Annotated in this window: 22 protein-coding genes and 2 pseudogenes; 18 read left to right on the top strand and 6 right to left on the bottom strand. The window is 65.6% G+C overall.

Annotated features, from left to right (window positions below):
• Positions 1 to 119: 119 nt before the first annotated feature.
• The 9 genes and pseudogenes from NG701_RS01825 (at position 120) to NG701_RS01785 (ending at position 10,767) form a co-directional block, all read left to right on the top strand.
• The gene (locus NG701_RS01825; protein ID WP_252564112.1) at positions 120 to 524 is read left to right on the top strand and encodes a tautomerase family protein; all 405 of its coding nucleotides are present in this window, start codon (positions 120 to 122) and stop codon (positions 522 to 524) included.
• Positions 525 to 711: 187 nt separating this feature from the next.
• The gene (iolC, locus tag NG701_RS01820; RefSeq protein ID WP_058932781.1) at positions 712 to 1,746 is read left to right on the top strand and encodes a 5-dehydro-2-deoxygluconokinase; all 1,035 of its coding nucleotides are present in this window, start codon (positions 712 to 714) and stop codon (positions 1,744 to 1,746) included.
• Positions 1,743 to 2,666: a Cgl0159 family (beta/alpha)8-fold protein gene (locus tag NG701_RS01815; protein WP_252563961.1), complete on the top strand. Its 924-nt coding sequence runs from the start codon at positions 1,743 to 1,745 to the stop codon at positions 2,664 to 2,666. Before iolC ends, NG701_RS01815 begins: the two co-directional genes overlap by 4 nt.
• A 34-nt stretch (positions 2,667 to 2,700) precedes the next feature.
• Entirely contained in the window at positions 2,701 to 4,629 is a 1,929-nt protein-coding gene (gene iolD / locus NG701_RS01810) for a 3D-(3,5/4)-trihydroxycyclohexane-1,2-dione acylhydrolase (decyclizing) (protein WP_252563958.1), read from the top strand.
• A 29-nt stretch (positions 4,630 to 4,658) separates the two neighbouring features.
• Positions 4,659 to 6,167: pseudogene (locus NG701_RS01805) on the top strand (CoA-acylating methylmalonate-semialdehyde dehydrogenase); the annotation flags it as partial.
• Positions 6,168 to 6,345: 178 nt separating this feature from the next.
• Positions 6,346 to 7,263: a sugar phosphate isomerase/epimerase family protein gene (locus tag NG701_RS01800; RefSeq protein WP_252563954.1), complete on the top strand. Its 918-nt coding sequence runs from the start codon at positions 6,346 to 6,348 to the stop codon at positions 7,261 to 7,263.
• Positions 7,264 to 7,291: 28 nt separating this feature from the next.
• Positions 7,292 to 8,305, top strand: a complete 1,014-nt coding sequence (locus NG701_RS01795; RefSeq protein ID WP_252563952.1) for a Gfo/Idh/MocA family protein — start codon at positions 7,292 to 7,294, stop codon at positions 8,303 to 8,305.
• Positions 8,306 to 8,419: 114 nt separating this feature from the next.
• Positions 8,420 to 9,292 carry a sugar phosphate isomerase/epimerase family protein gene (locus NG701_RS01790; protein WP_056346707.1) on the top strand — a complete coding sequence of 291 codons (873 nt, stop codon included), beginning with the start codon at positions 8,420 to 8,422 and terminating at the stop codon, positions 9,290 to 9,292.
• A 32-nt stretch (positions 9,293 to 9,324) separates the two neighbouring features.
• Entirely contained in the window at positions 9,325 to 10,767 is a 1,443-nt protein-coding gene (locus NG701_RS01785; RefSeq protein ID WP_252563950.1) for a sugar porter family MFS transporter, read from the top strand.
• A gap of 179 nt (positions 10,768 to 10,946) precedes the next feature.
• On the opposite strand, the gene NG701_RS01780 is transcribed toward NG701_RS01785, so the two are convergent.
• From NG701_RS01780 to NG701_RS01770, 4 genes and pseudogenes are all read right to left on the bottom strand, one after another.
• Complete coding sequence (locus NG701_RS01780; RefSeq protein ID WP_374208643.1) at positions 10,947 to 11,624, bottom strand: Gfo/Idh/MocA family oxidoreductase; 678 nt, start codon at positions 11,622 to 11,624, stop codon at positions 10,947 to 10,949.
• Positions 11,622 to 11,933: pseudogene (locus tag NG701_RS21290) on the bottom strand (Gfo/Idh/MocA family protein); the annotation flags it as partial. The gene NG701_RS01780 and the pseudogene NG701_RS21290, both read right to left, overlap by 3 nt.
• 146 nt (positions 11,934 to 12,079) lie before the next feature.
• Positions 12,080 to 13,099: a sugar phosphate isomerase/epimerase family protein gene (locus tag NG701_RS01775; RefSeq protein WP_252563947.1), complete on the bottom strand. Its 1,020-nt coding sequence runs from the start codon at positions 13,097 to 13,099 to the stop codon at positions 12,080 to 12,082.
• The gene (locus NG701_RS01770; protein ID WP_252563944.1) at positions 13,096 to 14,283 is read right to left on the bottom strand and encodes a Gfo/Idh/MocA family protein; all 1,188 of its coding nucleotides are present in this window, start codon (positions 14,281 to 14,283) and stop codon (positions 13,096 to 13,098) included. The genes NG701_RS01775 and NG701_RS01770 overlap by 4 nt, the downstream gene beginning before the upstream one ends.
• A gap of 154 nt (positions 14,284 to 14,437) precedes the next feature.
• On the opposite strand from NG701_RS01770, the gene NG701_RS01765 reads away from it, so the two are divergent.
• The 8 genes from NG701_RS01765 to NG701_RS01730 all read left to right on the top strand — a co-directional run bounded on the left by NG701_RS01765 (position 14,438) and on the right by NG701_RS01730 (position 22,790).
• The gene (locus tag NG701_RS01765) at positions 14,438 to 15,451 is read left to right on the top strand and encodes a LacI family DNA-binding transcriptional regulator (RefSeq protein WP_252563941.1); all 1,014 of its coding nucleotides are present in this window, start codon (positions 14,438 to 14,440) and stop codon (positions 15,449 to 15,451) included.
• A gap of 148 nt (positions 15,452 to 15,599) precedes the next feature.
• Entirely contained in the window at positions 15,600 to 16,595 is a 996-nt protein-coding gene (locus NG701_RS01760) for a substrate-binding domain-containing protein (protein WP_205630641.1), read from the top strand.
• 64 nt (positions 16,596 to 16,659) lie between these two features.
• Entirely contained in the window at positions 16,660 to 17,727 is a 1,068-nt protein-coding gene (locus NG701_RS01755) for an ABC transporter permease (RefSeq protein WP_058929934.1), read from the top strand.
• Between the two features lie 13 nt (positions 17,728 to 17,740).
• Positions 17,741 to 18,676: an ATP-binding cassette domain-containing protein gene (locus tag NG701_RS01750; RefSeq protein ID WP_252563938.1), complete on the top strand. Its 936-nt coding sequence runs from the start codon at positions 17,741 to 17,743 to the stop codon at positions 18,674 to 18,676.
• A gap of 103 nt (positions 18,677 to 18,779) precedes the next feature.
• Positions 18,780 to 19,778, top strand: a complete 999-nt coding sequence (locus tag NG701_RS01745) for a Gfo/Idh/MocA family oxidoreductase (protein ID WP_252563935.1) — start codon at positions 18,780 to 18,782, stop codon at positions 19,776 to 19,778.
• The gene (locus NG701_RS01740; protein WP_252563932.1) at positions 19,775 to 20,836 is read left to right on the top strand and encodes a Gfo/Idh/MocA family protein; all 1,062 of its coding nucleotides are present in this window, start codon (positions 19,775 to 19,777) and stop codon (positions 20,834 to 20,836) included. The genes NG701_RS01745 and NG701_RS01740 overlap by 4 nt, the downstream gene beginning before the upstream one ends.
• Positions 20,837 to 20,874: 38 nt before the next feature.
• Entirely contained in the window at positions 20,875 to 21,993 is a 1,119-nt protein-coding gene (locus NG701_RS01735) for a Gfo/Idh/MocA family oxidoreductase (RefSeq protein WP_252563929.1), read from the top strand.
• Entirely contained in the window at positions 21,993 to 22,790 is a 798-nt protein-coding gene (locus NG701_RS01730) for a TIM barrel protein (protein ID WP_252563926.1), read from the top strand. The genes NG701_RS01735 and NG701_RS01730 overlap by 1 nt, the downstream gene beginning before the upstream one ends.
• 9 nt (positions 22,791 to 22,799) lie before the next feature.
• Here the strand turns inward: NG701_RS01730 and NG701_RS01725 are convergent, their stop codons facing one another.
• On the bottom strand, positions 22,800 to 23,822 hold the full coding sequence (locus NG701_RS01725; protein WP_252563923.1) for a LacI family DNA-binding transcriptional regulator: 1,023 nt from the start codon (positions 23,820 to 23,822) through the stop codon (positions 22,800 to 22,802).
• Positions 23,823 to 23,956: 134 nt separating this feature from the next.
• On the opposite strand from NG701_RS01725, the gene NG701_RS01720 reads away from it, so the two are divergent.
• Positions 23,957 to 24,991 (top strand): Gfo/Idh/MocA family protein, encoded by a 1,035-nt coding sequence (locus NG701_RS01720; RefSeq protein WP_252563921.1) that lies wholly within the window; start codon positions 23,957 to 23,959, stop codon positions 24,989 to 24,991.
• A gap of 77 nt (positions 24,992 to 25,068) precedes the next feature.
• Here the strand turns inward: NG701_RS01720 and iolB are convergent, their stop codons facing one another.
• Positions 25,069 to 25,962 (bottom strand): 5-deoxy-glucuronate isomerase, encoded by an 894-nt coding sequence (iolB, locus tag NG701_RS01715; protein WP_252563918.1) that lies wholly within the window; start codon positions 25,960 to 25,962, stop codon positions 25,069 to 25,071.
• Positions 25,963 to 25,978: the final 16 nt, after the last annotated feature.

The raw sequence follows: 25,978 nt of genomic DNA, 5'->3' as shown, positions 1-25,978 counted from the left end.
TGGTTGTTTAACCACACTCCCGGCCCTGCCTGCGGGGAAGGGGTGTTTTGGGGATTGTCCTTGCAGGCTATCTCGAAAGTTTGTTAGTATGTCAGGACAAACTTCAGGGAGATGAAAAAATGCCGCTGGTACGAATCGATGTTAATCAAGGGCGCACTGCTGAACAGTTGCAGCGCCTGAGTAGGGGAATCCACGATGCCATCCTCGCGGAGTATGCCATCCCGGAGCGCGATTACTTCCACGTGCTCACGGAGCATCCGCAGGGCCAGATTGTCGCCCAGGATGCGGGACTCGGCTTCGAGCGCACCCCCGATGTGGTGATAATCCAGATCTTTACCCAAAGCGGCCGGAGCCAGGCGGCCAAGCAATCGCTGTTTGCGGCGATCGCCGACCGACTGGCGGAACTTGATGTTGCCGGTGAGGACGTGTTTATCGGATATGTGGAGAATGCCGCCGGTGACTGGTCGTTCGGCTTCGGGCGGGCGCAGTACGTCACGGGTGAACTGGCGGTCCCCCGGAAGTGATCCCGAGGGCGTGAATTCAGCGCGTTGTGCAGGTTGTAAATATGTCAGTACAAACCTTTGACAGGACAATGATTCTAGGGCAAGGTAGTGGTTGTGGCCCCGCTCACGGGGGCCCGGCCAGGAACCCGAGCTCTAGCTCTTGCAGTACAGGGGTATGGAGCTCAAACCAGAAAGGTCCGCGATTACCGTGACCCACGAACTGCTCACGATCGGGCGCATCAGCGTTGATATCTACCCGAACGACATCGGGGTGGATCTGGAGGACGTGACGTCCTTCGGAAAGTACCTCGGAGGTTCCCCGTCCAATGTGGCCGTGGCCGCGGCGCGGCATGGCCGCAACGCAGGCGTCATCACGCGCACCGGCGACGACGCCTTCGGAAAATACCTCCACCGTGAACTGCGCAAGTTCAACGTGGACGATACATTCGTTACGCCGGTGAAGGAATGGCCCACCGCGGTGACGTTCTGCGCCATTATGCCGCCGGATGATTTTCCGCTCTACTTTTATGGGCGTTTCCCCACGGCGCCTGACCTGCAGATCAAGGCCGCGGAGCTGGACCTGGTAGCCATCCGCGAGGCCGGGATCTTCTGGTCGACGGTGACTGGTTTGTGCCAGGAGCCCAGCCGCGAGGCCCACCTGGCCGCCCATGCTGCCCGTCCCCGGACCGGTCTCAAGGAAGGCCAGTACACCATCCTGGACCTGGACTACCGGCCCATGTTCTGGGCTTCCGAAGAGGAAGCCCGGGCCGAGGTTGCAAAGATCCTGCCGCACGTCACGGTGGCTATCGGCAACGACAAGGAATGCGCCGTTGCCGTGGGCGAAGGAACCCCTGACGAACAGGCCGACCGGCTGCTGGCCGCCGGCGTCGAGATCGCCGTCGTCAAGCTTGGGCCGGAAGGTGTGATGGCAAAGACCCGCACCGAACGCGTTGTCTCCGCGCCGGTCCCGGTGGAAACCCTCAACGGCCTTGGTGCCGGCGACTCGTTTGGTGGAGCCTTCTGCCACGGACTGCTGTCCGGCTGGCCGCTGGCCCAGGTCCTCGATTACGCCAACGCCGCGGGCGCCATTGTGGCCTCCCGTCTTTCCTGCGCCGACGCCATGCCGACGCCGGAGGAAGTCACCTCGCTGCTGGCCGAACGCGGCCGCCTGGTACCCGCCCTGGCCGGTGCCGCCGCCTCACGCCCGTCCCACACCACAGTTTCCGAAGGAGCAGCGTCTTGAGCGCCAACGATGATCCCCGCCGCTACCAGCACCTGAGCGCCCTCCGGCTCGAAGACCCCGACGCCGTTGCCCGCGCGGCAGCCACCCGCCGGCGCCATCCGGGGCTGAAGTACGGTGTGCAGAACTTCATCGTTGCCGCCGACCACCCCGCCCGCGGAGCCCTCTCCGTGGGGAACGATCCGGTGGCCATGGCGGACCGCCGCGATTTGTTGGACCGCCTGCAGATCGCCCTGGCGAATCCCGCCGTCGACGGTGTCCTCGCGTCCCCGGACATCATGGACGACCTGCTCCTGCTGGGGGCGCTCGAAGGCAAGCTGGTCTTCGGCTCGATGAACCGCGGTGGCCTGGCCGGGCTCGTCAACGAAATCGATGACCGCTTCACCGGCCACACGGCCGCAGCCTTGGAAGCCCTGGGCGCCGACGGCGGCAAGATGCTGACCCGCATCTGCCTCGGCGACCCGGACACCGCCTCCGCCCTGGAAGCCACGGCTCGGGCCGTCGACTCCCTCGCCGCACGCAAGCTGATCGCCATGGTGGAACCGTTCCTCTCGATCTGGCAGAACGGCAAGGTCCGCAACGACCTCAGCCCGGACGGGGTCATCAAGTCCATCGCGATCGCCCAGGGCCTGGGCTCCACGAGCGCCTACACCTGGATGAAGCTGCCCGTAGTGGCCGAGATGGAACGCGTCATGGCGGCCACCACGTTGCCCACCGTGCTCCTCGGCGGGGACCCGGAAGGCACCCAGGACGAGGTCTTCGCCAGCTGGCAGGCCGCCCTGGCCCTGCCCGGCGTCCAGGGCCTCACCGTGGGGCGGACGTTGCTGTACCCGGCCGACGGCGATGTGGCAGGCGCCGTCGCCACCGCCGCCTCGCTGCTCAAGTCGCCGGTGCTGCAGTCATCAGCGAAAGTATCGGAGTAACGTCTCAATGAGTACAGGAACAGCAACACGCAGAATGACAGTCGCCCAGGCCGTCGTCGAGTACCTTTCCCGGCAGTACACGGTCGATTCCATCGGGGGCGCTGAGTACCGGGAACGGCTGATTCCGGGGACGTTCGGCATCTTCGGCCACGGCAACGTTGCCGGCGTCGGCCAGGCGTTGAAGCAGTACCAGCAGCTCGATCCGAGCATCATGCCGTATTACCAGGGCCGCAACGAGCAGGCCCAGGTGCACCAGGCCGTCGGCTACGCACGCCACACCCGGCGCCGCCAGACGTTCGCGATCAGCACCTCCATCGGTCCGGGTTCCTCGAACCTCCTCACCGGCGCCGCGCTGGCCACCACCAACCGCCTGCCGGTGCTGCTGCTGCCGAGTGACACTTTCGCCACCCGCGCCGCGGACCCGGTCCTGCAGCAGCTGGAGCAGCCCTACGCCTACGACATCACGGTCAACGACGCCTTCCGCCCGCTGTCCAAGTTCTTCGACCGGGTCGCCCGCCCGGAACAGCTGTTCTCGGCCTTCCACCACGGCCTGCGCGTCCTGACGGATCCGGCCGAGACCGGTGCCGTGACCATCTCGCTGCCGCAGGACGTCCAGGCCGAGGCCTTCGACGTGCCTGAGGAGTTCCTGGCCGAACGCGAGTGGCGCATCCGCCGCCCCGAGGCCGAAGACGAGGACATCCGCCGCGCCGCTGAGGCCATCCGTGCCGCGAAGCGCCCGCTGATCATCGCCGGCGGCGGCGTCCTCTACGCCTACGCCAACGAGGAGCTGGCGACGTTCGCCGAGCTGACGGGCATCCCGGTGGGCAACACCCAGGCCGGCGTCGGCGTCCTGCCGTGGGACCACAAGTTCTCGCTCGGGGCCATCGGTTCCACCGGCACGACGGCGGCCAACGCCATCGCTGCCGAGGCGGACCTGATCATCGGCATCGGTACGCGCTATGAGGACTTCACCACTGCCTCGCGGACCGCGTTCCAGAACCCCGACGTAAAGTTCATCAACATCAACGTCGCCGCCATCGACGCGTACAAGCATGGCACTTCGCTGCCGATCGTGGCGGACGCCCGCAAGGCACTGGTCAAGCTGAACCAGGCCTTGGGCGGCTACCGTATCGGAGCGGACCTCGAAGCGACGATCGCCGCGGAGAAGAAGCGCTGGGACGCCACGGTGGACGAAGCCTTCGATACCCGCTTCACCCCGCTGCCGGCCCAGAACGAGATCATCGGCGCCACGTCCCGGGCCATGGACGCGGCGGACGTCGTCATCTGCGCCGCAGGCTCCCTGCCCGGTGACCTGCACAAGATGTGGCGCGTCCGGGACCCCTTCGGATACCACGTGGAATACGCGTACTCCTGCATGGGCTACGAAATCCCCGGCGGGCTAGGCGTCAAGCGTGCAGCGCTGGCAGAGGCCGCGCGCGGCGGGGCGCAGCGCGACGTTGTGGTCATGGTGGGGGACGGTTCCTACCTGATGATGCACACCGAACTGGTGACCGCCGTCGCCGAACGGATCAAGCTGATTGTGGTCCTGATCCAGAACCACGGCTACGCCTCCATTGGATCCCTGTCCGAGATGCTGGGTTCGCAGCGGTTCGGCACCCAGTACCGGGCGCTGAACGAGGAGCAGCACAGCTTCGACGAAGGCGAGACCCTGCCGGTGGACCTGGCCCTGAACGCCGAAAGCCTCGGCGTGAAGGTGATCCGGATCGAACCGGGGGAGAAGGTCATTGCCGAACTCGAGCAGGCCATCCGGGACGCCAAGGCCGCGCCTGAACGCAGCGGGCCCATCCTGATCCACGTCGAATCCGATCCGCTGCTGGACGCGCCCAGCTCCGAGTCCTGGTGGGACGTTCCGGTCTCCCAGGTCTCGGACCTCGACTCCACGCAGCAGGCCTTCAAGACCTATACCGACCACAAGAACCGCCAGCGCAAACTGCTCGGTTAGACCCCACAGACCAAAGGAAGTCCAACACCATGTCAACGACGACCGTCACCACCACCATCAACCACTTCATCAACGGGGCAGAGACCGCCGGCGTTGGCACCCGCACCCAGCCGGTCTACAACCCGGCCACGGGCGCCGTCTCCGGCGAGCTGCGGCTGGCCAACCGGGCGGACCTCGATGCCACTGTTGCCGCTGCCCGTGCCGCCGCCGACTCCTGGGGTGACATCTCCCTGGCCAAGCGCACCGCAGTGCTCTTCAAGTTCCGCGAGCTCGTCGCGTCCCATGTTGGCGAGCTCGCCGAGCTGATCACCGCCGAGCACGGCAAGGTCCTCTCCGACGCCAAGGGCGAGATCGGCCGCGGCCTGGAGGTCATCGAGTTCGCCTGCGGCATTCCGCAACTGCTCAAGGGCGACTACTCCGACCAGGTCTCCACCGGGATCGACGTCTTCTCGTTCCGCGAGCCCCTGGGCGTCGTCGCCGGCATCACCCCGTTCAACTTCCCGGTCATGGTGCCGCTGTGGATGGCGCCGATGGCCATCGCCACCGGCAATGCCTTCATCCTCAAGCCCTCCGAGCGGGACCCCTCCGCGTCGATGCTACTGGCCAAGCTGTGGAAGCAGGCAGGCCTGCCCGACGGCGTCTTCCAGGTCCTGCACGGCGACAAGGAAACCGTCGAGGGTCTCCTGACCCACCCTGACGTGGATGGCATCTCCTTCGTGGGTTCCACCCCGATCGCCCAGTACGTCCACGAGACCGCCACCAAGCACGGCAAGCGCGTCCAGGCCCTGGGCGGCGCGAAGAACCACGCCATCATCATGCCCGACGCCGACCTGGACAACGCGGCAGACCACCTCGCCGCCGCAGCGTTCGGCTCCGCCGGGGAGCGCTGCATGGCCATCTCCGTGGCCGTCGCCGTCGGTGACGCCGCAGACCTGATCGTGAAAAAGGTCGAGGAGCGCGCGCTCGCCGTCAAGGTCAACAACGGCACCGCTCCCGACGCCGAAATGGGCCCGGTCATCACCCCGGCCTCCAAGGAACGCATCGTCCGGATCGTCACCGAAGCCGAAGCTGCGGGAGCGGCGATGGTGGTGGACGGCCGCGACCTGGTGGTCCCCGGCCACAAGGAAGGCTTCTGGGTCGGCCCCACCGTCCTGGACCACGTCAAGACCGAAATGACCGCCTACACGGAGGAAATCTTCGGACCGGTCCTCGTCGTGGTCCGGGTGGAGGACCTGGACGCAGGCATCGCCCTGATCAACGCCAACCCCTACGGCAACGGCACCGCCATCTTCACCTCCTCCGGCGCCAACGCCCGCAAATTCCAGCGCTCCGTCACCGTCGGCATGATCGGCATCAACGTGCCCCTGCCCGTACCGGTCGCCTACCACTCCTTCGGCGGCTGGAAAGCCTCACTCTTCGGCGACAAGCACATCTACGGCCCCGAAGGCGTCTCCTTCTACACCCGCGGCAAAGTCATCACGTCACGCTGGCCTGAAGCCAGCCACGCCTCCGGCGCCTCCTACAACTTTCCCTCCCACGCCGACGACAGCCACCAAGTCCGGCACGATGGAATCGCGGAGGGACTCCCTGACGAGCTGGCCGTAGGAGAGGACGCCGTCCCTGGACGGGCCGACGATGCTTCCGAAGGGCGCGGACGGCGGGACTGACCCACGCCCGACCCTACCGGCCCGACAACACAGAAAAGACAACGCTGTCATGACAGACAAAGAGAACAAACTCATCATCGGCACCGCGCCGGACTCCTGGGGCGTCTGGTTCGCCGACGACCCCAAGCAGACCCCGTGGGAACGGTTCCTCGACGAAGTGGCCGAATCCGGCTACAAGTGGATCGAACTGGGCCCCTACGGCTACCTGCCGAACGATCCCACGCGGCTGGCCGAGGAGCTCAAGGCCCGCGATCTGAAGGTCACCGCAGGGACGGTCTTCACGGCATTCCACCGCGGCGCCAAGCAATATTACGAAGCCTGGGAGCCGGCCCGCAAGGTGGCCGAACTGACGGCAGCCATGGGCGGCGAGCACATTGTGGTCATTCCCGCCATGTGGCGCGACGATGTCACCGGTGAGGCAGTGGAGAACGGCGAGCTCTCACAGGAACAGTGGGCTGACCTCTTCGCCGGCCACAACCGCATGGGCAAAGTCCTGCTGGAGGACTTCGGCCTGAAGCAGCAGTTCCACTCACACGCCGATTCGCACGTTGGCGCGCAGCAGGACATCGAGACCCTGCTGGCCTCAACGGACCCCGAATACCTGAATCTGTGCCTGGACACCGGCCACGCCGAGTACTGCGGAGCGTCCAGCCTTGAGCTGATCAAGAACTACCCGGACCGCATCGGCTACCTGCACCTGAAGCAGATCAACCCGGACATCCTCAAGAAGGTCAATGCGGAAAACATGACGTGGGCCGCTGCCAACCTGGCCGGCGTCATGACCGAACCGCCCAACGGTCTTCCGGACCTGCGTGCGGTCATCGAGGCGGTCGAAGGACTCAACCGTCCGATCTTCGGCATCGTGGAACAGGACATGTACCCAGTGGCCTTCGACGTCCCGATGCCCATTGCCAAGCGCACCCGCAACTACCTGCTCTCGTGCGGCTCCCGCACCAGGGTCAGCTAGTACCCCCTGATACCTAAAGGACAGAACAATGACTGATACTCTCCGCGTTGCCGTTATCGGCGCGGGCCGCATGGGCGCCGACCACATCAAGCGGCTCAGCACCCGCATCCACGGCGCCGAAGTGGCCGCCGTCGTCGACGTCGACCTCTCCCGGGCGCAGGCCGCCATCGAAGGGATCGACGGCGCCGTGGCCCTGGCCAGCGCCGACGAGGCACTGAACAACGGCGACGTCAACGCCGTGCTGATCGCCACGCCGGGCTTCCTCCACGAGGAAATCTTGTACAAGGCACTGGAGAAGGGCTTCCCGATCCTGTGCGAAAAGCCGCTCACCCCTGACGCCGAAAGTGCGTGGAAAGTTGTCCAGGCCGAAACGGCGCTGGGACACAAGCGCATCCAGGTGGGCTTCATGCGCCGCTTCGACGCCGAATACGCCGCCCTGGGCTCCGTCATCCGCGACGGCGAACTGGGCGAGCTGCTGATGCTCCACCACCAGCACCGCAACCCCACCACGCCTGCCGGCTTCACCAACGAGATGCTGATCAACGACTCCGTGGTCCACGAGTTCGACGCCATCCGCTTCTTCACCGGCGAGGAAATCACCTCCGTGCAGGTCCGCCTGGGCAAGGCCACCCGCAACGCCCCGAGCGGCCAGCACGATCCGCAGCACGTACTGCTCGAAACCGAATCCGGCGTCCTGGCCGACGTCGAGATCTACGTCAACGCCAAGTTCGGCTACGAAGTGGCCACCCAGGCCTCGTTCGAGGACGGCATCGTTAGCATCGGCGGGGACAAAGGACCCTACACCCGCAGCGCCGGCCGCTGGGGCGGGAACGTCACCCCCGGCTTCGAGGAGCGCTTCGGCGCAGCGTACGACGTCGAGGTCCAGGCCTGGGCGGACGCTGCCCGCCGCGGCGAAATCGGCGGCCCCACCGCCTGGGACGGCTACGCCACCGCAGCCTGCTGCGAGGCCGGCGTCGAGGCCCAGAAGTCGGGCGAAAAGGTCAAGGTCCAGCTGAACGCTAAGCCGGACCTTTACAGCTAAAGCCCCGCCCGCTCCCGTAGTTTTTGTCCAGATAATGCGACTTTGAGGCCCTTTCGGCGCATTATCTGGACAAAAACTCAGTTAGATCACTGACTCATTCACAAAGGAGTGACCATGAAAATCGCCCTGGACCCCACCCCGTTCCACCACAGCCACAGCCTGCTGGAATTTCCGCGCGTGGCCGCCGATCTCGGTTACAAGTACCTGCAGCTGACTCCGCACGCGGACATGATCCCGTTTTACAACCACCCCAAAGCCGACGATGAGCTTGTGGCCCAGATGAACAAGGCCTGCAAGGATGCCGGCGTCGAAATCGCGTCGGTGCTTCCCGTGCTGCGCTGGTCGGGTCCGGACGAGGATGCCCGCGAGGCAGCGGTCCGCTACTGGAAGCGCGCCATCCAAATTGCCGTGGACCTTGGCGTCAGCACCATGAACACCGAATTCAGCGGCCGCCCCGAAAAGGCCGAAGAATCCGAGCGCGCATTCTACCGCTCCATGGAAGAGCTGCTGCCGATCATCGAGCGGGAGGGCCTGGATGTCCTGATCGACCCGCACCCGGACGACTTCGTCGAAGACGGCCTGGCCGCCATCCGCGTCATCCGTGGCATCAACTCGCCCAACATCGGCATGGTCTATGTTGCCTCGCACTCGTTCCACATGGGCAACAAGCCCCTTGAAATCATGCGGGCAGCGGGGGACAGGCTGCGCCTGGTCCACGTCTCGGACACCATGGACCATCACGCCTCCCACGGCCTGCGCTACATCACGAATCCGCCCGGAAACGCCGTGCGGGTGCACCAGCACCTGAAGATCGGCGACGGCGACGTGAACTGGGACGAGTTCTTCGGCGGGCTCAAGGAAATCGGCTTCCTGGACAAGGACAACACCGTCATGGTGTCCAGTGTCTTCGCCGAAGACGACAACGCCGAGGACGTGTCCCGCTACCAGCTGGAGACAATGCGCAACTACGTCGCTCAGGCCAAGTAGTGGTGGGGAAGACGGACCAAAGCAACGGAACCATGACGAATCCCGGCACAGTCCAATCCGACGCGCCCGGCACCACCAAGCCGAACAACCCGGCCAAACCGGCAAATCCGAAGAAGTTCATGCGGAAGGTGGCGCTCTTCTCCACGTTCGGCGGGCTCCTGTTCGGCTACGACACCGGCGTCATCAACGGCGCCTTGCCGTTTATGCAGCGGGACCTCGGACTGACGCCGCTCACCGAAGGGCTGGTCACGTCCACGCTCCTGTTCGGCGCGGCCTTCGGCGCCATCAGCGCAGGCCGGCTCTCGGACCGCTTCGGCCGGCGTAAGACCATCATGGGACTGGCCCTTATCTTCGTCATGGCCACCATCGCCTGCACCATCTCGCCGAACACGGAGCTGCTCATCGCGGCCCGGACATTCCTGGGCCTGGCCGTGGGCGGCGCCTCCGTGATTGTCCCCGTGTACCTCGCGGAAATGTCCCCGGCGGCCCAACGCGGCCGCATCGTCACCCAAAACGAGCTGATGATCGTCACGGGCCAGTTCCTGGCCTTCACCTTCAATGCAGTACTCGGCAACGCTTTCCCCGAAGAAACGCACGTGTGGCGCTGGATGCTGGTTATCGCCACGCTCCCGGCCGTGGTCCTGTGGTTCGGCATGCTGGTCCTGCCGGAGAGCCCGCGCTGGCTGGCGTCGGCCGGCCGCTTCGGGGCCGTCCTTGAGGTGCTGCGCTCCACCCGCGCCGCCGGCGACGTCTCCGCGGAGTTCGACGAGGTGCGGCAGGCAGCCCGGGAGGATTACCAGGCCAGGATGGGCACGTTCAAGGATCTCACCGTTCCGTGGATCCGCAGGATCTTCGTGGTGGGCCTGGGCATGGCGATCATCAACCAGATCAGCGGCGTCAACGCCATCATGTACTACGGGACGTCCATCCTGTCCTCGTCCGGATTCGGCGACCAAGGCGCCCTGATTGCCAACGTCCTCAACGGCGTCACGTCGGTGGCGGCCGTCGTCGTTGGCATGTATCTGATGACGCGGGTGCCCCGCAAGCCCATGCTGATCGTGGGACTGTGCGGCACGGCGTCGTCCCTGACGGCCATCGCGCTCGTCTCCATGCTCCTGCCGGAGAGCACGTTGCGCGGCTACCTAGTGCTGCTGTTCATGGTGACATTCCTGGCTTCCATGCAGGGCTGCATCGGCACTGTCACCTGGCTCACCATGTCCGAGATATTCCCCATGCACGTCCGCGGCATCGCGATGGGCATCTGCGTCTTTGTGCTTTGGATGATCAACTTCCTGATCGGGTTCTTCTTCCCGCAGATGGTCTCGTGGATCGGGGTTTCGGCGACGTTCTTCATCTTCGTGGCACTGCAGCTGAGTGCCATTGTCTGGGTCAAGCGCGTCGTTCCGGAGACCAAGGATAAGTCCCTGGAGGAGCTCGAGCACCTGTTCAAGCAGCGCTCAGGCGTGTCTGTCTAAGGTGACGCCGCACCCCAAGGTGACGCAAAAACGCCCGACGCCGGCCGGCGTCGGGCGTTTTTACGTCCAGCGGGTGCGGGGCCATGGACGCTCTCTCACTTCCTGCAGGAAAATCCGGATCCCTCTCTCACCAGGTGAGAGAGGGATCCGGGAAAACGCGCAGGAAGTGAGAGAGGGTGCTAGAGCGCGACCACCGCGTTCTCCAGCGCACTGCGGCGGGCCGCATCCAGCACTTCCAGGGTGCGGATTCCTTCGGTTGCCGGTACGGGCTCGGGTCCGTCGCCGCGGACTGCGCGGGCGAACTCTGTATAAAAGCCGGCATAGTTCCCCTGTGCCGAGGCAATGGCCTCGCGGCCGTCCCTCGTGGACAGCATGCCCCAGTTTTCGGCCGAGTCGATGCCCCACGTTGCCGGTTCCTCGATCGGACGGCGTCCCGACATCAGGGCGTCCGCCTGAACGTCGGCGCCGGAGGCGACGTAGCTGCCCCTGCTGCCGTAGGCCCGCAGCTCCCGCGTGGTGGAATGGTTGAGTTTGCTGGCGGACACCGTGGAGACGGTTCCCGACGCATGCGTCATGGTGACAACAAAGCCGCAGTCCGTCCGTTCGCCGAAACGATCGGTCCAGTCCAGGGTCGCGTGCACGTGGCTCGCTGGCCCCAGCAGCCACAGCATCTGGTCAACCAGGTGGCTGCCCAGGTCCCGCAGGAGACCGCCGCTGGCACCAAGTTCAAGGCTGTCAGCGTTGTCCTGGTCCATGGTCGAATGCACCCGCCACGTCTCACCGAGTTCCCCTGAGGCCAGCACGTTTGCGAGTGTGAGGATATCCGCGTCGCGGCGCCGGTTGTGGTAGACGTTCAGGACAACGCCGGCCCGCGTGGCGGCCTCGGCGAGTTCACGCGCAGCCTCCGCATTCGGGGCGAAGGGTTTGTCGGCCACAACGTGCACGCCCGCTGTGATGGCTTCCATAACCAGGTCACGGCGGGTGTGGGGCGGCGTGGTGATGGTCACCGCGTCCACGCCGGCGTCGAGCAACTCGGCCAGACTCCCATAAACAGGCAGGCCCGGGAAGTCCGCTTCCGCCTGCGCCCGTTTCGCTTCCGAACGGGCCACAATGCCCACCAGCTCGACTCCCTCGGCCGCTTCAATGAACGGGGCATGGAAGTACCTGCCGCCTGCTCCCTATCCGACAATGCCAATACGCATGTTCGTTTCCTTCTCTTTTAGGGATGGCCTGCCTCCGGTCACAGCAAGGGGGCGACGCATATGCGCCGCCCCCTTGCTGTTCACAGGCCTTTGCCTGACGAATTGGTTGGCTAAGCCGTCAGGTTCAGCGAAGACCTGAGCGCGGCGTCAGCATCCCGCAGCACCTTGGCCGCCACCTGCAGGCCCTCGATCCGGCCCAGTGAGACGTCCTCGTGCTCGATGTTGACCAGCATCTCCGGGTCTACCTCGTGCAGGGCCCGGAGGAACTCTGTCCAATAGGCGGTGTTATGCCCGCGGCCCAGAGCCACGAAGTCCCAGGCAGAGTTCTTGGGCCACTCGTTGGCCCACTCGTCGCCGCCGAGGTTGGTGCGGTTTTCCTCCGGCGCGAGCCGGCGGAAGCTGTTGTCCAGCACGCCGTACAGCGCAGCGTTTTCGGTGTTAACACGGACATCTTTCGCCGCCGCCTGAAAGACGAGCGGTCCGAGTTCGCGCACGACGGCAACCGGGTCCATCTGCTGCCAGAACAGGTGGGAGGCATCCAGTTCGACGCCGACATGCGTTGCGTTGGTCAGCTCGATCAGCTTGTGGACGTCGGCGGTGTTGAAGACGAGGTTCTGCGGGTGCAGTTCGAGAGCCACCTTGACGCCGTGGTCAGCGGCCAGGCGGTCGGTTTCCTTCCAAAACGCTGCGGCCACGCCCCACTGGTAGTCCAAGACGTCCAATGCTGCCGAGTTCCAGGCGTTGACCACCCAGTTGACGGTGGTGGCTCCGGGCTCTCCGCCGGGCAGGCCGGACATCGTAACTACCCGGTCCTGGCCGAGGCGGCTGGCCAGACGGATGGAGCGACGAATATCTTCGGCGTGCTTCTCGCCGATCTCACGGTTGGGGTGCAGCGGGTTGCCGTTGCAGTTGAGTCCTGCGATGGAAACTCCGGTGCCCTCGAAAAGGGCCAGGTAGTCGTCGCGGGCGGCGTCGCTTTCCAGGATCTGGTCCATGGTGGGGACGTGCACGGCGGGGAGAAAGCCGCCAGTGTTGATCTCGATACCGGTGAGGCCAAGCTCGGCAATGACCTTCAGTGCTTCGGGAAGTGGCCGGTCATGCAGGACTGCGTTGTAGATGCCGAGCCTCATAGCGTGATCTTCTTTCCGTTGTTGAGGGCGGATTCGGCCACTGCGCCGAGCAGTTCCATGTTGCGCACGCCTTCGTCGAACGTGGCGCAGCGGGGGAGGGACTCTTCTTCGCTGAGACCGGCGACCTCTTCGAGGAACGCGCGGGCCTGGTAGCCGAAGGCGTCGTTCTGGCCGAAGCCGACTTCGGGGGCGTCCATGGCAAGACCCCCGGCGATGTAGGGGTGCCCCGGGCCGAGGATGACCTGGCGGTAACCGTTCTCGTTGCCGGAACCGTCGTTGAGGAACAGCTGGATCTCGGCCGGGCGGCGCTGGTCAAATTTGGCGGCACCGTTCTCGCAGAACACCTCGAACTGCAGGCTGTTGGCGTGCCCGGCCGCAACCCGGGAGACCTCAAAACTGCCGGCGCCGGTTCCGAACTCCGCGTTGAAGGCTGCGTAGTCGTCGTTCTCGACGGCTTCGAAGGTGTCGCTGACGGCAGCATGGTCGTGGCCCATAACGGCCGCGAGCGGCAGGGGCCGCTTGTCGATCACGGTGCTGAGGCTGCCGCCGGTGATCGACTTGATGTCGCCACAGAGGAACTCGGAAATGTACGTCAGGTGGCTTCCAACATCGGCGAGCGCACCGGAGCCGGGGCCGCCCTTGTAGCGCCAGCTCATGGGAGCGGAGGGGCTGAAGCCGTAATCGGTCCAGTAGCGGCCGCTGAAGTGCAGGACATTACCGAGGACGCCGTTGCGGATCAGGTCCCGGATGTAGGCGATGCCGGGGGTGCGGCGGAACGTGAAGCCAATACGGGCGATCGTTCCGCCGGCCTCGGCCGCGCGGGCTGCCTCGGCCATGGCGCGGGCGTCTGCCAGGGAGTCGCTCAGCGGCTTTTCGCACAGCACGTGCTTGCCGGCCGCGAGCAGGCCCTCCACCACTTCGCGGTGGAGCGAGTTGGCGATGACCACGCTGACGACGTCGATGTCATCGGCTTCGGCGATTGCCTGCCATGACGTGTCGTTGCGTTCGTATCCGAAACGGCGGGCGGCCAACGAGCCGAATTCGGCGTTGACGTCGCCGATCGAGACCAGGCGCACCGGGGGAAGTACCGGGCTGTAGAGGGCAGACGCGGTGCGGTATGCAGCAGCGTGGGCTTTGCCGGCCATGCCTGCACCGATGACGGCGACGCCTAGGCTTTCAGCCATTGATTTCTCCTTTGAAATTCAGCCGCGGCGGGAAGTTCCAACGGCATTTTGTAGCGCTACAATTTAGTGCACTGGATCTGAGCGTATCCATGTATGTATGTCCTGTCAATCAACTGGCGGATATCCTCAAGGGCAGACACGAAAGGCACCTCCGATGACGTTGCACAGCCCCAAGGCACGACGCCCGACGATCTATGACGTGGCGAAGCAGGCGGGCGTCTCGCCGTCGCTGGTTTCACTCGTACTGCAGAATCCCGCGAGGGTGAGCGACAAGCGCCGCGAAGCCGTCCAGGCGGCCATCTCGGACCTCGGGTACCGCCCCAGCCGCGCCGCCACTACGCTTGCCAGCAGTCGCACGAAGAGCATTGGGCTGGTGATTGACGACTACCGGAACCTGTGGTTCGTCGATCTGCTGCGGGGGATGGAGTCTGCGCTGACGGAACATGGCTACCAGGTCATGCTGGCTGATTCCCGCCCCGGGGAGAACCGCATCCAGGAAGCTGCCGACGGTTTGCTTGCCATGCACGTTGACGGGCTGGTGATAGCGGCGGAGCCAAGCGCGTCAATGTTGGCTGGGGTGGGGGTTCCGACGGTCGTGGCTGGGTGGCGCGATGGTGTGCCGGCCGGCGCTGATCTGATTACCAACGACGACGACGGTGGCGGCGGCATGGCGGCCAGCCACCTTCTGGGGCTCGGCCACATCCGGATAGGCCACCTTTCCGGATCCGGCGGTGCCGCTGCGCACCGGCGCGCGGGCTTCCTCAGCCGGCTCCGGGAGTCCGGCGCCGAACTTCGGATTGCGGGGGAGTCGGGCGGCACGTCCGAGGAGGATGGCTACGCCTCGACGTGCTGGCTGCTGGACCACTATCCGGACACCACTGCCATCTTCGCCGCCAATGACACCATGGCCTTGGGTGCCTTTGGTGCCATCAAGGCGCGCGGGCTTGCGGTCCCGGCGGACATCTCTGTGATCGGATACGACAATTCAACCCTGGCAAAGTCGCGGTATCTGGAGCTGACCTCAGTAGACAACCGAAGCGATCTGGTGGGCGTGGATGTGGCCAAGGCGCTGCTTGCACGCATTCGCGACGCCGCGGTTGGCCCGCAACGCAAGCTGATTGAGCCGGCCCTGGTTGTTCGCGGGACCACGGCGCGGCCGGCATTTTAGGGCGGCCGCAGTAGGCTCCTAACGTAAAAACATCCTAATGTCAGGACAAACTATTGACATTCGTGAGTTGAATCACCATGATCGAGGGAGACAGTGCTCCGGCAGTTGCAGAGTGGCAGCCCGGACCCTGAGATCAAAGGAGATTAACGTGGCTAATTTTTCTTGGCGCAAGGCGGCTCTCGTGGCGGCAGTTGTTCCCATGATGGCACTCAGCGCCTGCTCCAGCACGGGCGGGAAGCCGGTTGAGGGCGGCGGCGCCGCCGGCGGCGGTCAGGTGGCCACCACAGACCGCATGAAGGTGGCTCTCATCACCCACGCCGCGGCAGGCGACACCTTCTGGGACATAGTCCGCAAGGGTGCCGAGGAGGCCTCAGCGAAAGACAACGTGGAACTGCTCTACACCAGTGACCCGGAGGCCGGACGCCAGGCCCAGCTCGTCCAGCAGGCCATCGATCAGAAAGTCGACGGCATCGCCGTTACCCTCGCAACCCCGGAGGCCCTGAAGGACGTCCTGAAGAAGGCCACCGATGCCGGCATTCCGGTGGTCAGCCTCAATGCCGGCGAGTCCGTGTCGGCGCAGCTCGGCGCATTTACGCACTTCGGCTCGAATGAGCAGCTTGCCGGCCAGGCGGTGGGCACCAAGCTCGCCGAACAGGGCTTCAAGCACCCGGTCTGCGTCATTCAGCAGCAGGGCCACGTTGGCCTTGAAGCACGGTGCGCAGGCGTCAAGGCCAAGGTTCCGGGTGCGGAGATTCTCTACGTCGACGGCAAGGACATGACCGGCGTCCAGTCCACCGCCACCGCGAAGCTCCAGGCAGCCAAGGATGCAGACGTCATCATTGGCCTCGGCGCACCGATCACCCTCACGCTGCTCAAGTCCGTCGCGGACGCCGGCAGCTCTGCGAAGGTTGCCAGCTTCGACCTGAACGCAGAGCTCGCCCAGAAGATCGTGGATGGTGACGTGATCTTCACCGTGGACCAGCAGCCGTGGGCCCAGGGCTACATGTCGGTCGACTCGCTGTGGCAGGCCAAACGTGGCGGCTTCAAGCTTGGCGGCGGCCAGCCGGTCTTGACCGGTCCCACCATCGTTGACCAGTCCAACGCTTCCGACGTTCTCAAATTCGCCCAGCAGGGCGTCCGCTAGATCCGGGACTCAGGCCGTGCGGCGGGCAACCGCCGCACGGCCTGACCAACAAGGAGTTCTTCCTATGGCAAAAACAGCAACCCTGCCCCCGGCACCGGCTTCAGCAGCCGGGCCACGTGGCGATGAGAGAATTGGGCGGCGGAACCCGCTCCAGACGCTCCTGGGCCGTCCCGAAGTCGGCGCGCTCGTAGGAGCGGTGGTCCTGTTCGTCTTCTTCGCGTTGGTTTCCCCGACGTTTACCCAGCCCAATGCCTTGGCGACCATTCTGTACGGCAGTTCCACGATCGGCATCATGGCGGTGGGGGTTTCCTTGCTGATGATCGGCGGGGAGTTCGATCTTTCCACCGGTGTCGCGGTGATCTCATCGGCACTGACGGCGTCGATGTTCAGCTGGTACTTCAGCACGAATATCTGGGTCGGGGTTCTCCTGGCCCTGGTGGTCTCCGTGGGCATCGGTTATATCAATGGCTGGATTTTGATGAAGACCAAGCTGCCCAGCTTTATCGTCACCCTGGCCACGTTCCTTATGCTGACCGGCCTGAACCTGGGCCTGACCCGGCTGATCGGCGGCTCCGTGTCGTCGCCGTCGATCTCCAGCATGGACGGCTTCGCCTCCGCCCGCGCGGTGTTCGCGTCCTCGGTCTCCATTGGCGGCATCGATGTCAAGATCACGGTGTTCATCTGGATCGCGCTGGTCGCCGTGGCCACCTGGGTGCTGATGCGGACCCGGGTGGGGAACTGGATCTTCGCCGTCGGCGGGGACGAGAATGCGGCCCGCGCCGTGGGTGTGCCGGTCAAGGCCACGAAGATCGGATTGTTCATGGGCGTGGGCTTCTGCGGCTGGATCCTGGGCATGCACAACCTCTTCGCTTTCGATACGGTGCAGTCCGGTGAGGGTGTGGGCAACGAGTTCCTGTACATCATCGCCGCGGTGATCGGCGGGTGCCTCCTGACCGGCGGCTATGGTTCGGCGGTGGGCGGCGCGATCGGCGCGTTCATCTTCGGCATGGCCAACAAGGGCATCGTCTATGCCCAGTGGAACCCCGACTGGTTCAAGTTCTTCCTGGGCCTGATGCTGCTGCTGGCCACCATCATCAACCTCATCGTCAAGCGCCGCGCGGAACTCAAGTAAAGGGGCCGGAGAAATGAACGCCAAAGAGATCGACCAACAGACCCTGCTCAAGGATGAAAAAGATCCCCTCACCCACACCCCCGTCCACTTGCTCTCCCTCGACGGAATAGGCAAGCACTACGGCAACATCATCGCCCTCTCCGATGTGACCATGGCCGTGGACAACGGCCGTGTCACCTGCGTACTGGGCGATAACGGTGCGGGCAAGTCCACCCTGATCAAGATCATCGCCGGACTGCACCAGCACGACGCCGGGGTGCTGAACATCATGGGCGAGGAACGGAAGTTTGGTTCGCCCCGTGACGCCCTTGACGTGGGCATCGCCACCGTCTACCAGGACCTCGCGGTGGTGCCCCTGATGCCCATCTGGCGGAACTTCTTCCTCGGTTCGGAGCTGACCAGCGGTTTCGGCCCGTTCAAAAGCATGGACGTCGAGAAGATGAAGGCCATCACGCTCAAGGAACTTGCCGAGATGGGCATCGACCTCCGCGACGTGGAACAGCCCATCGGCCAGCTGTCCGGCGGTGAGCGCCAGTGTGTCGCGATCGCCCGCGCCGTGTACTTCGGCGCAAAGGTCCTGATCCTGGACGAACCGACGGCGGCGCTGGGCGTCAAGCAGTCCGGCGTCGTGCTCCGCTACATCCTGCAGGCTCGCGACCGGGGACTCGGCGTCATCTTCATCACGCACAACCCGCACCACGCCTTCCCTGTCGGGGACCGGTTCCTCCTGCTCAAGCGCGGCAAGTCGATCGGCTACTACGACAAGAAGGACATCACCCTGGACGAGCTCACCGCCCAGATGGCCGGCGGTGCGGAACTGGCGGAACTCGCCCACGAGCTCGAGCAGCTCGGCGGACACGGCGACGTGGTCAAGGAAGTGCAGGCAGAGGTCGCTGACGTTACTCACAACCGAAAGACGTCAACGGAAAGCAGCCCCCGGCACGTGTAACAGGACCGAGGCGGGGCCCGCCGGAAAACCGGACGGGCCCCGCCCGCCGTGCCACGGCGCGAAGGTCACGGCAAAGATAGCGAAAAGTAGACGGGAAGACAGTATGCCGATCCGGGTAGGCGTCATCGGCGCCGGAATCATGGGTGCCGACCACATCAGGAACCTCTCCGGTACCATCGGCGGCGCCGAGGTGACCTTCGTGGCAGACCTCGACGCCGGACGTGCCGCAGCAGCTGCGCCGCCGGCCGCCCGCATCACCACGGAACCGTCGGAGCTGATCAACTCCAGCGAAGTGGACGCCGTCGTTATTGCTTCGCAAGACTCCACGCACGCCGGACTTGTGCTGGAGTGCTTCGAGGCGATGACGCCCGTGCTGTGTGAAAAGCCGCTGGCTCCCACCCTGCTGGAAAGCCGGGAGGTTGTGGCGGCCGACGCCGACATCGTCGCCGCCACCGGGGCGTCCCTGCTGTCGCTAGGCTTCATGCGGCGCTTCGACCCTGGCTACGTGGCGCTGCGCCAGTCTGTGCAGGGCCGCGCCCAGGGGGAACCGCTGATGGTCCACTGCACCAGCCGCAATGCTGCCGCCGGCCCGGGTACCACTGCCGAATCGGCCATCACCAACTCGGCCATCCACGAGCTGGACATCATTCCCTGGCTGCTGGGCTCTCCCATCACGGAAGTCTCATGGCAGGCGGGGCAGAGTTCCCGCAACGCTGAAGGCGGCCTGCAGGATCCAGCCTTCATGCTGCTCCGCACCGCAGACGGGACCCTGACCACCCTGGAGCTGTTCCTGAACGCCCAATACGGTTACACGACGCGCTGCGAAGTCGTCTCCGAACGCGGTGTCACCGGGCTGATGGACGCGGCTCTGCTGGGTGTCAAAGAGGATGGCATCCGGCGGACCGCCGTGCCCGCGGACTGGCGGCCGCGGTTTGCCGATGCGTACAGGCTGCAGCTGCAGGCGTGGATCACGGCGCTCGGCCAGGGTGGTCAGCCGCCGCTGGCCGGGGCAATGGATGGCCTCCACGCCTCGCTCGTGGCGCACGCAATGATCCGCTCCATGCACGGCGACGGCGCCTACACCAAGGTCAGCTACGCGTGAGCGTCCGGAACCTGCCGGCGTCCGCCGTGCCCGCCTCCCGGGATGCCCCGGTGCTGCGCTGGGGAATCATGGGGCCCGGTTGGATTGCCGAACGGTTCACCGAGTCGGTCCAGGCGCACACGGACCAGGTGATCGCCGCCGTCGCGTCCCGCTCGCTCAGCCGCGCCAAGGCCTTCGCCGAATCCTTCGGCATTCCGACGGCCTACGGCAGCTACGAGGAGTTGACGGCCGATCCGGGCATCGACATCGTCTACGTGTGTACTCCGCACACCGGACACCACCAGGCGGCGGTCCTGGCACTCGACGCTGGCAAGCACGTGCTGATCGAGAAGCCCATCGCACTCAACGCCGTACAGGCACGGGACATCGCCGCTCGTGCCGAAGAGGCGGGCGTTTTTGCCGCCGAGGCCATGTGGAGCTTTTTCCTGCCAAAGTTCGATGTGATCCGGCAGGTCCTGGACGCCGGGACCCTGGGCGCCATCACCACGGTAGTCGCGGAATACGGTGAATACTTCGAGCCCACCCACCGCATCTTCGACCGGGAACTGGCGGGCGGCCCCCTGCTGGACCTCGGCACGTACCCGCTGGCCCTGGTCACCGAGGTCCTGGGCCGGCCCGAACGGCTGTACGCCATCGGACAGCCGCACCCGTCCGGGGTCAACGCCCAGCTCTCTGCCGTGATGCAGTTCGCCAGCGGCGCCCAGGCCGTAGTCAACACCCATGTCCACAACTTCACACCCACCGGCGCCACGATCGTAGGATCCGACGCCACGCTGACCATCGACGGACCCTTCAACATGCCGGGCGGCTTCGACATCCGCTACCCGGACGGGACCCGGGTGCGGTACGAGGAAGCGGACGGTGCGCACTTTGAGGGCCTGCACTATGAGGCCGCCGCGGTGGCGCGCGCCGTGGCCGCCGGCCGCACCCAGGCCAGCCAACGGACCCTGGCGGCCTCCATCCGCACCCTGGAGGTTGCCGATGAGATCCGCCGGCAGCTAGGCGTGGTTTTCCCCGGAGAAGCTGCCCTGCCGGGCGAAGCCGCTGCCCGACCCTGATTCATCCATCTGCATACAACTACCGAAAGGACCGGCTCATGGCCTACCTTACTCAAAACCCCGCTGGTGTTCCTGCGCCCGTCCGGATCGGGCTCATCGGCTCCGGCTGGATGGGGGCGTTCCATGCCGAAAGCATTGCCCGCCGCGTCCCCGGCGCTATCCTGGCGGCCATCGCCGACCCCAATGTGGAATCCGCGCAGGCCCTTGCCCAATCGCTGGGCACCGGAAAGGTCACGGCCGACGCCGCAGACATCCTGGCCGATCCGGAGATCGACGCCGTGGTGATCGCGAGCCCGGCCCGCTTCCATTCCGCCCTGATCACCCAGGCTGCCGTCGCGGGCAAGCACGTCTTCTGCGAGAAGCCCGCGGGCCAAGGCCTGGACGAACTCGACGCCGCGCTGGCCGCCGTTGAAAAAGCGGGGGTGCATTTCCAGATCGGCTTCAACCGACGCTACGCGGATGACTTCCAGGCCGCCAAGAAAGACCTAGCGGCCGGCATCGCCGGCCAGCCCCAGCTCCTGCGCTCACTGACCCGCGATCCGGGCAACGGAAGCATCCCGAACGCGGCCAGAGTCCCCGCGTGGACTGTCTTTCTGGAGACCCTGATCCACGACTTCGACACCCTCAACTGGTTCAACGAAGGTGCCGAGCCCGTAGAGGTCTACGCCGTGGCGGACGCCCTCGTGGAACCGGAGCTGCGCGATCAGGGCTTCCTGGACACAGCGGTGGTGACCATCCGCTACAGCAACGGCGCCATCGCCGTGGCGGAAGCAAACTTCAGCGCCCTCTATGGCTACGACATCCGCGGAGAGGTTTTCGGTTCCAAGGGCATGGTCCAGGCCGGCCGTGCCACCGAGACGGCGGCCCGGCGTTACACGGCGGAGGGACTGTCCGCGGACACCCCTCGCCTCAACGTGGAACTCTTCCGGCAGGCCTACACGGACGAACTCGCCGATTTCGCCGCCACGGTTCGTGCGCAGCGGGACGGCACACCGCCGCCGTCGGGCGCTTTCACCCTCACCCCCGGCGCCGCAGACGCCCGCCGCGCGCTGGCCATGGCGCTGGCGTGCATCGAATCGGTCAAACAGGGCGGTCCGGTGGCTGTGGCTGCTGCCCCTGTACCGGCGCTCCGTGACCACACCCGGACCGGCGTCTGATGCGGCTGGCCGTCTGCGCGGAAATGGTCTTCACGGACCTGCCGTTTGTGGAACGGGTGCAGCGGATCCACGACGCCGGATTCGACGTCGAGATGTGGGACTCCAGGGGCAAGGACCTGGCCGCGCTCAAGGCCACCGGCGCGGTGTTCTCCTCCATGACCGGGTACACCTCCGGAAGCCTCGTGGACCCCGACACGGCCGACGACGTGGTGCGGACGGCCGAGTCTCTGATTCCCACAGCCCTGGAGCTCGGCGTCAGCCGCATGGTGGTGCACTCCGCGGAGCTCATCGATGGCCAGGCGGCCCGCCCCCTCTACCGGTCCACCGGCCGCATGTGGAGCACCGGGGCGCGGACCCTGGAACGGCTGGGCAGGCTGGGCGGGAAATACGGCGTGACGTTCTGCCTGGAGAACCTCAACACGATCCTGGACCACCCCGGCATCCCGCTCGCCCGTGCCAAGGACACCCTGGCGCTCGTGGAAGCAGCCGGGCACCCCAACGTGAAGCTCATGCTGGACCTGTACCACGCACAGCTGGGGGAGGGGAACCTCATCGAGCTTGTGCGGACCGCCCTACCGCACATCGGCGAAGTCCAGGTGGCCGACGTCCCGGGGCGGTGCGAACCCGGAACCGGGGAGATCAACTACCGGGCCGTGGCCAGGGCGCTCGCCGACGCAGGCTACGAGGGGACGGTGGGTATGGAAGCCTGGGCCAGCGGTGACCACGAGGAAGCCCTGGCGGCCTTCCGGGCGGCGTTCACGGTGCAGGACGCCAGCGTCCAGATCGCCTCGGCATAGGCGTGCCGTTCAGGCGTGAGGGGCGGCGGTGCTGCCCCTCACTTCCAGCGTCGGCACCAACAGTTCGTCTGGGGGCAGCGTGCTACCGGGCTCCAGCCGTGCGATCAGGAGTTCGGCCGCCCGCTGCCCTGCGGCAAAACTGGCCGTGTCCACGGAAGTCAGGCTGATCCGGCGCAACCGCGCCAGCGGGGTGTTGTCGTAGCCGGCCACCGAAAGATCGGCAGGAACGGCGAGCCTGCATTCCTCGGCAGCCGAGAGAACCCCAAGTGCCGCCATGTCGTTGACAGCGAACACCGCTGTGGGCCGGTCGCCACCTGACAGCAGCTCGAGGGCGGCACGGTGGCCGCCCTCTTCGCTCAGGTCTCCCGGCACCGTCCGGATGAACTCCGCCAGGCCGGCGGCCCTCATCTCAGCCTCATAGCCCCGACGGCGGGCAATCCCGACTGCGGTGGCCGGTGCCCCCACATGGGCGATGCGGCGGTGCCCCAGCGCAATCAGGTGAGCCACCGCGAGGCGCGCCCCGGCGTCGTCGTCGTTGGTCACGACGGTGACGTTGGCACCCGGGCCGGTGGGCGCTCCCAGCGCGATGGTTGGCACCTGCAAGGCTGCTGCCGTCAGGCCGGGGCTCTCCGGCATGGTCCCCACCAGCACCAGGGCCTCGATGTTCATCTCCAGAAGTTTCTTCAGCAGGGATTCGCCGCTGCGGCTGTCCAGGCGGAAGTCGCCCATCAGCATCTGCAGGCCGCGCTCGTTGAGGGTGCTGTTGAGCCCTTCCACCGCGCTGACGAACCAGGGGTTCCGCATGTCGTTGAGTACCACGCCCACGGTGCGGCTCCGCGATTCGCCGAGGGCCCGGGCGGCCGCGTTCGGCCGGTAGCCGAGTTCCAGGACAGCATGCTCGACGGCGGTGCGCTTGGCCGCGCTGACGTAGCCCGTACCACGCAGCACGAGGGACACCACCGATTTGGACACACCCGCGGCGGCGGCCACGTCCAGGATGGTGGCCGCGCGTTTGCGTTCAGGGGCAGTCACAGCGTCCTCCAGTTTGTTAATACAAAGTCTTGACTCCGAATGCGGATTCACCTACTCTAGCAAGACAATGATGGAACGTTCCAACATTGTTTGTCTGCCCGGATTCCGGGGCCGCTACTGCATGCGAGGGAACTATGAAGGACGTCATTCTCGGTCTGGTCGGAGTGGGGCGCATCGGCGTGATGCACGCGAACAACATCGCCGCGCTCAACGGAGTTCTCAACCCGGAGGGCATCAACGTCAGGCTTCTGCTCACCGACGTCGCCGAGGACCACGCCAAGGGCATTGCGGCCGGCCTCGGTGCCGGCTTCCTGCCCTCGGTGGAGGACCTCATCGCCGCCGGCGTGGACGGACTCGTCATCGCCACGGGGACCGCAACCCACCCCGAACTGATCAAGGCGGGCGTGGACGCCGGAATCCCGGTCTTCTGCGAAAAACCGGTGGCCATGAACGTGGCGGACGCCCTGCCGGTGCTGGACTATATCCGCGACAACAACGGCGTGGTGCAGATCGGCCACCAGCGCCGCTTTGACCACGGCTACCTTGAGGCCAAGCGTGCCTACCAAGCGGGCGAGCTGGGCTGGATCCACTCCCTGCGCGCCGTCACCTGCGACATGGCGCCGCCGCCCGTGGAGTTCCTCGCCAGTTCCGGCGGCCTGTTCCGCGACTGCTCCGTCCACGACTTCGACATCCTCCGCTGGCTGACCGGCCGCGAGATCGTGGAGGTCTACGCCAAGGGCTCCAACAACGGAGACCCGGCCATCGGCGCAGTGGGAGACGTGGACACGGCGCTGGCACTGATCACGTTCGACGACGGCACGGTCGGTACCGTCTCAGCCACCCGCTACAACGGCGCCGGCCACGACGTCCGCCTGGAAATCCAAGGCTCCAGCCGTTCGCTGATGGTTGGGCTCGATGAGCACACGGCCATGGCGTCGGCCGAAGCCGTGATTGATTTCCCCGCCGGAGAACCCCACAGGACCTTCGCCGAACGCTTCGACCAGGCGTACCGATCCGAAATGGCCGCGTTTGTGGAGCTGATCCTGGGCCGCCGGGAGAATCCGTGCACCCCGGAGGACGCCGTGGCCGCCTCCCGCGTGGCGGACGCCGCCCAGGAATCACTGGCCACAGGCGTCCCCGTCAGGGTGGCCATCAGCCTAGCCAGGTGAGCACACCGCTGCCATGAAAAATGCCCCTCCGGAATCCGTTCCGGAGGGGCATTTTCTTGATCTCTAGCGCTTGCTCTCTAAGCGCCGAACGGCAGCCGGGGATCAATGTCCTGGCCGTCCCAGCTTTGGCGGACCCAGCCGTGGTGCGGGTCGTCGCTGATGAGCCATTCACGGACCGGGCCGGGTCCGGCCATCACGTTCAGGTAGTACAGGTCGTAGCCCGGGGCCGCCATGGCGGGGCCATGCCACCCGTAGGGGACCAGCACAACGTCGCCCGTGCGGACCTCGGCGGCAACGTCGATGGGACGCTCATCCGAGGCGTAGACGCGCTGGTAGCCGATGGCGTCGGCGTCGGCGGGTGCCCCGGATCCCGCAGCCACCTGCGTCTCGAAGTAATAGATCTCCTCGAGGTTCGTTTCGCCGTCCTTTTCCTCATCGTGCTTGTGCGGCGGGTAGGAGGACCAGTTTCCGGCGGGCGTGAGGACTTCACACACGATGAAACGGTCAGCCTCAAGGGCCGCCGGCGTGCCGAAGTTATGGACCTGGCGGGAGCAATTGCCGGCCCCGCGCAGTTCCACAGGTGTCTCCGCCGCCGTGACCAGGCGCGTGGGATAGGAGGCCTTGGCCGGAGCTGTGGCAACGGCAAACCTGCCGCCGTCCGCAGAGCTGATGGTGACGGACTTGCCGGTGCCCGAATACAGGACATCGCTGGGGCCGTGGAACACGGACGCCCGCCCCTTCAGGACATAGTCTTCACCGTCCACGGATACGGTGAAGGAGCCGTTGAGCGGGACCACTATCCGCTCCTCTTCCGCTGCCGGGAGGACGACGGCGGCACCTGCAGTTAAGGTAGCCACCTTCAGGCCCGTATGGGCCCAGCCGTCCACGGCCAGGGTTGAATCGGAGGTTCCGAGCGAGATATCCCAGTCGCCGTCGTTGGCGGTTCCCTGTGGGTAGACCCAGTTAGTCATTGATGTATTCCTTGCG

Source organism: Pseudarthrobacter cellobiosi, assembly GCF_023913815.1.
Taxonomy (GTDB): domain Bacteria; phylum Actinomycetota; class Actinomycetes; order Actinomycetales; family Micrococcaceae; genus Arthrobacter; species Arthrobacter cellobiosi.
The sequence above is the reverse complement of the archived record's forward strand: the minus strand, read 5'-3'. Positions and strand labels throughout refer to the sequence as shown.

What these genes read in the sequence shown, in the direction of transcription:
- NG701_RS01730 (WP_252563926.1), top strand. Translation starts at nt 21,993, where the DNA reads ATGCGGCTGGCCGTCTGCGCGGAAATGGTCTTCACGGACCTGCCGTTT.
- NG701_RS01775 (WP_252563947.1), bottom strand. Translation starts at nt 13,099, where the DNA reads ATGAGGCTCGGCATCTACAACGCAGTCCTGCATGACCGGCCACTTCCC.
- NG701_RS01765 (WP_252563941.1), top strand. Translation starts at nt 14,438, where the DNA reads ATGACGTTGCACAGCCCCAAGGCACGACGCCCGACGATCTATGACGTG.
- NG701_RS01785 (WP_252563950.1), top strand. Translation starts at nt 9,325, where the DNA reads ATGACGAATCCCGGCACAGTCCAATCCGACGCGCCCGGCACCACCAAG.
- NG701_RS01735 (WP_252563929.1), top strand. Translation starts at nt 20,875, where the DNA reads ATGGCCTACCTTACTCAAAACCCCGCTGGTGTTCCTGCGCCCGTCCGG.
- NG701_RS01825 (WP_252564112.1), top strand. Translation starts at nt 120, where the DNA reads ATGCCGCTGGTACGAATCGATGTTAATCAAGGGCGCACTGCTGAACAG.
- NG701_RS01790 (WP_056346707.1), top strand. Translation starts at nt 8,420, where the DNA reads ATGAAAATCGCCCTGGACCCCACCCCGTTCCACCACAGCCACAGCCTG.
- NG701_RS01770 (WP_252563944.1), bottom strand. Translation starts at nt 14,283, where the DNA reads ATGGCTGAAAGCCTAGGCGTCGCCGTCATCGGTGCAGGCATGGCCGGC.
- iolD (WP_252563958.1), top strand. Translation starts at nt 2,701, where the DNA reads ATGACAGTCGCCCAGGCCGTCGTCGAGTACCTTTCCCGGCAGTACACG.
- NG701_RS01800 (WP_252563954.1), top strand. Translation starts at nt 6,346, where the DNA reads ATGACAGACAAAGAGAACAAACTCATCATCGGCACCGCGCCGGACTCC.
- iolB (WP_252563918.1), bottom strand. Translation starts at nt 25,962, where the DNA reads ATGACTAACTGGGTCTACCCACAGGGAACCGCCAACGACGGCGACTGG.
- NG701_RS01750 (WP_252563938.1), top strand. Translation starts at nt 17,741, where the DNA reads ATGAACGCCAAAGAGATCGACCAACAGACCCTGCTCAAGGATGAAAAA.
- NG701_RS01720 (WP_252563921.1), top strand. Translation starts at nt 23,957, where the DNA reads ATGAAGGACGTCATTCTCGGTCTGGTCGGAGTGGGGCGCATCGGCGTG.
- NG701_RS01745 (WP_252563935.1), top strand. Translation starts at nt 18,780, where the DNA reads ATGCCGATCCGGGTAGGCGTCATCGGCGCCGGAATCATGGGTGCCGAC.
- NG701_RS01795 (WP_252563952.1), top strand. Translation starts at nt 7,292, where the DNA reads ATGACTGATACTCTCCGCGTTGCCGTTATCGGCGCGGGCCGCATGGGC.
- NG701_RS01755 (WP_058929934.1), top strand. Translation starts at nt 16,660, where the DNA reads ATGGCAAAAACAGCAACCCTGCCCCCGGCACCGGCTTCAGCAGCCGGG.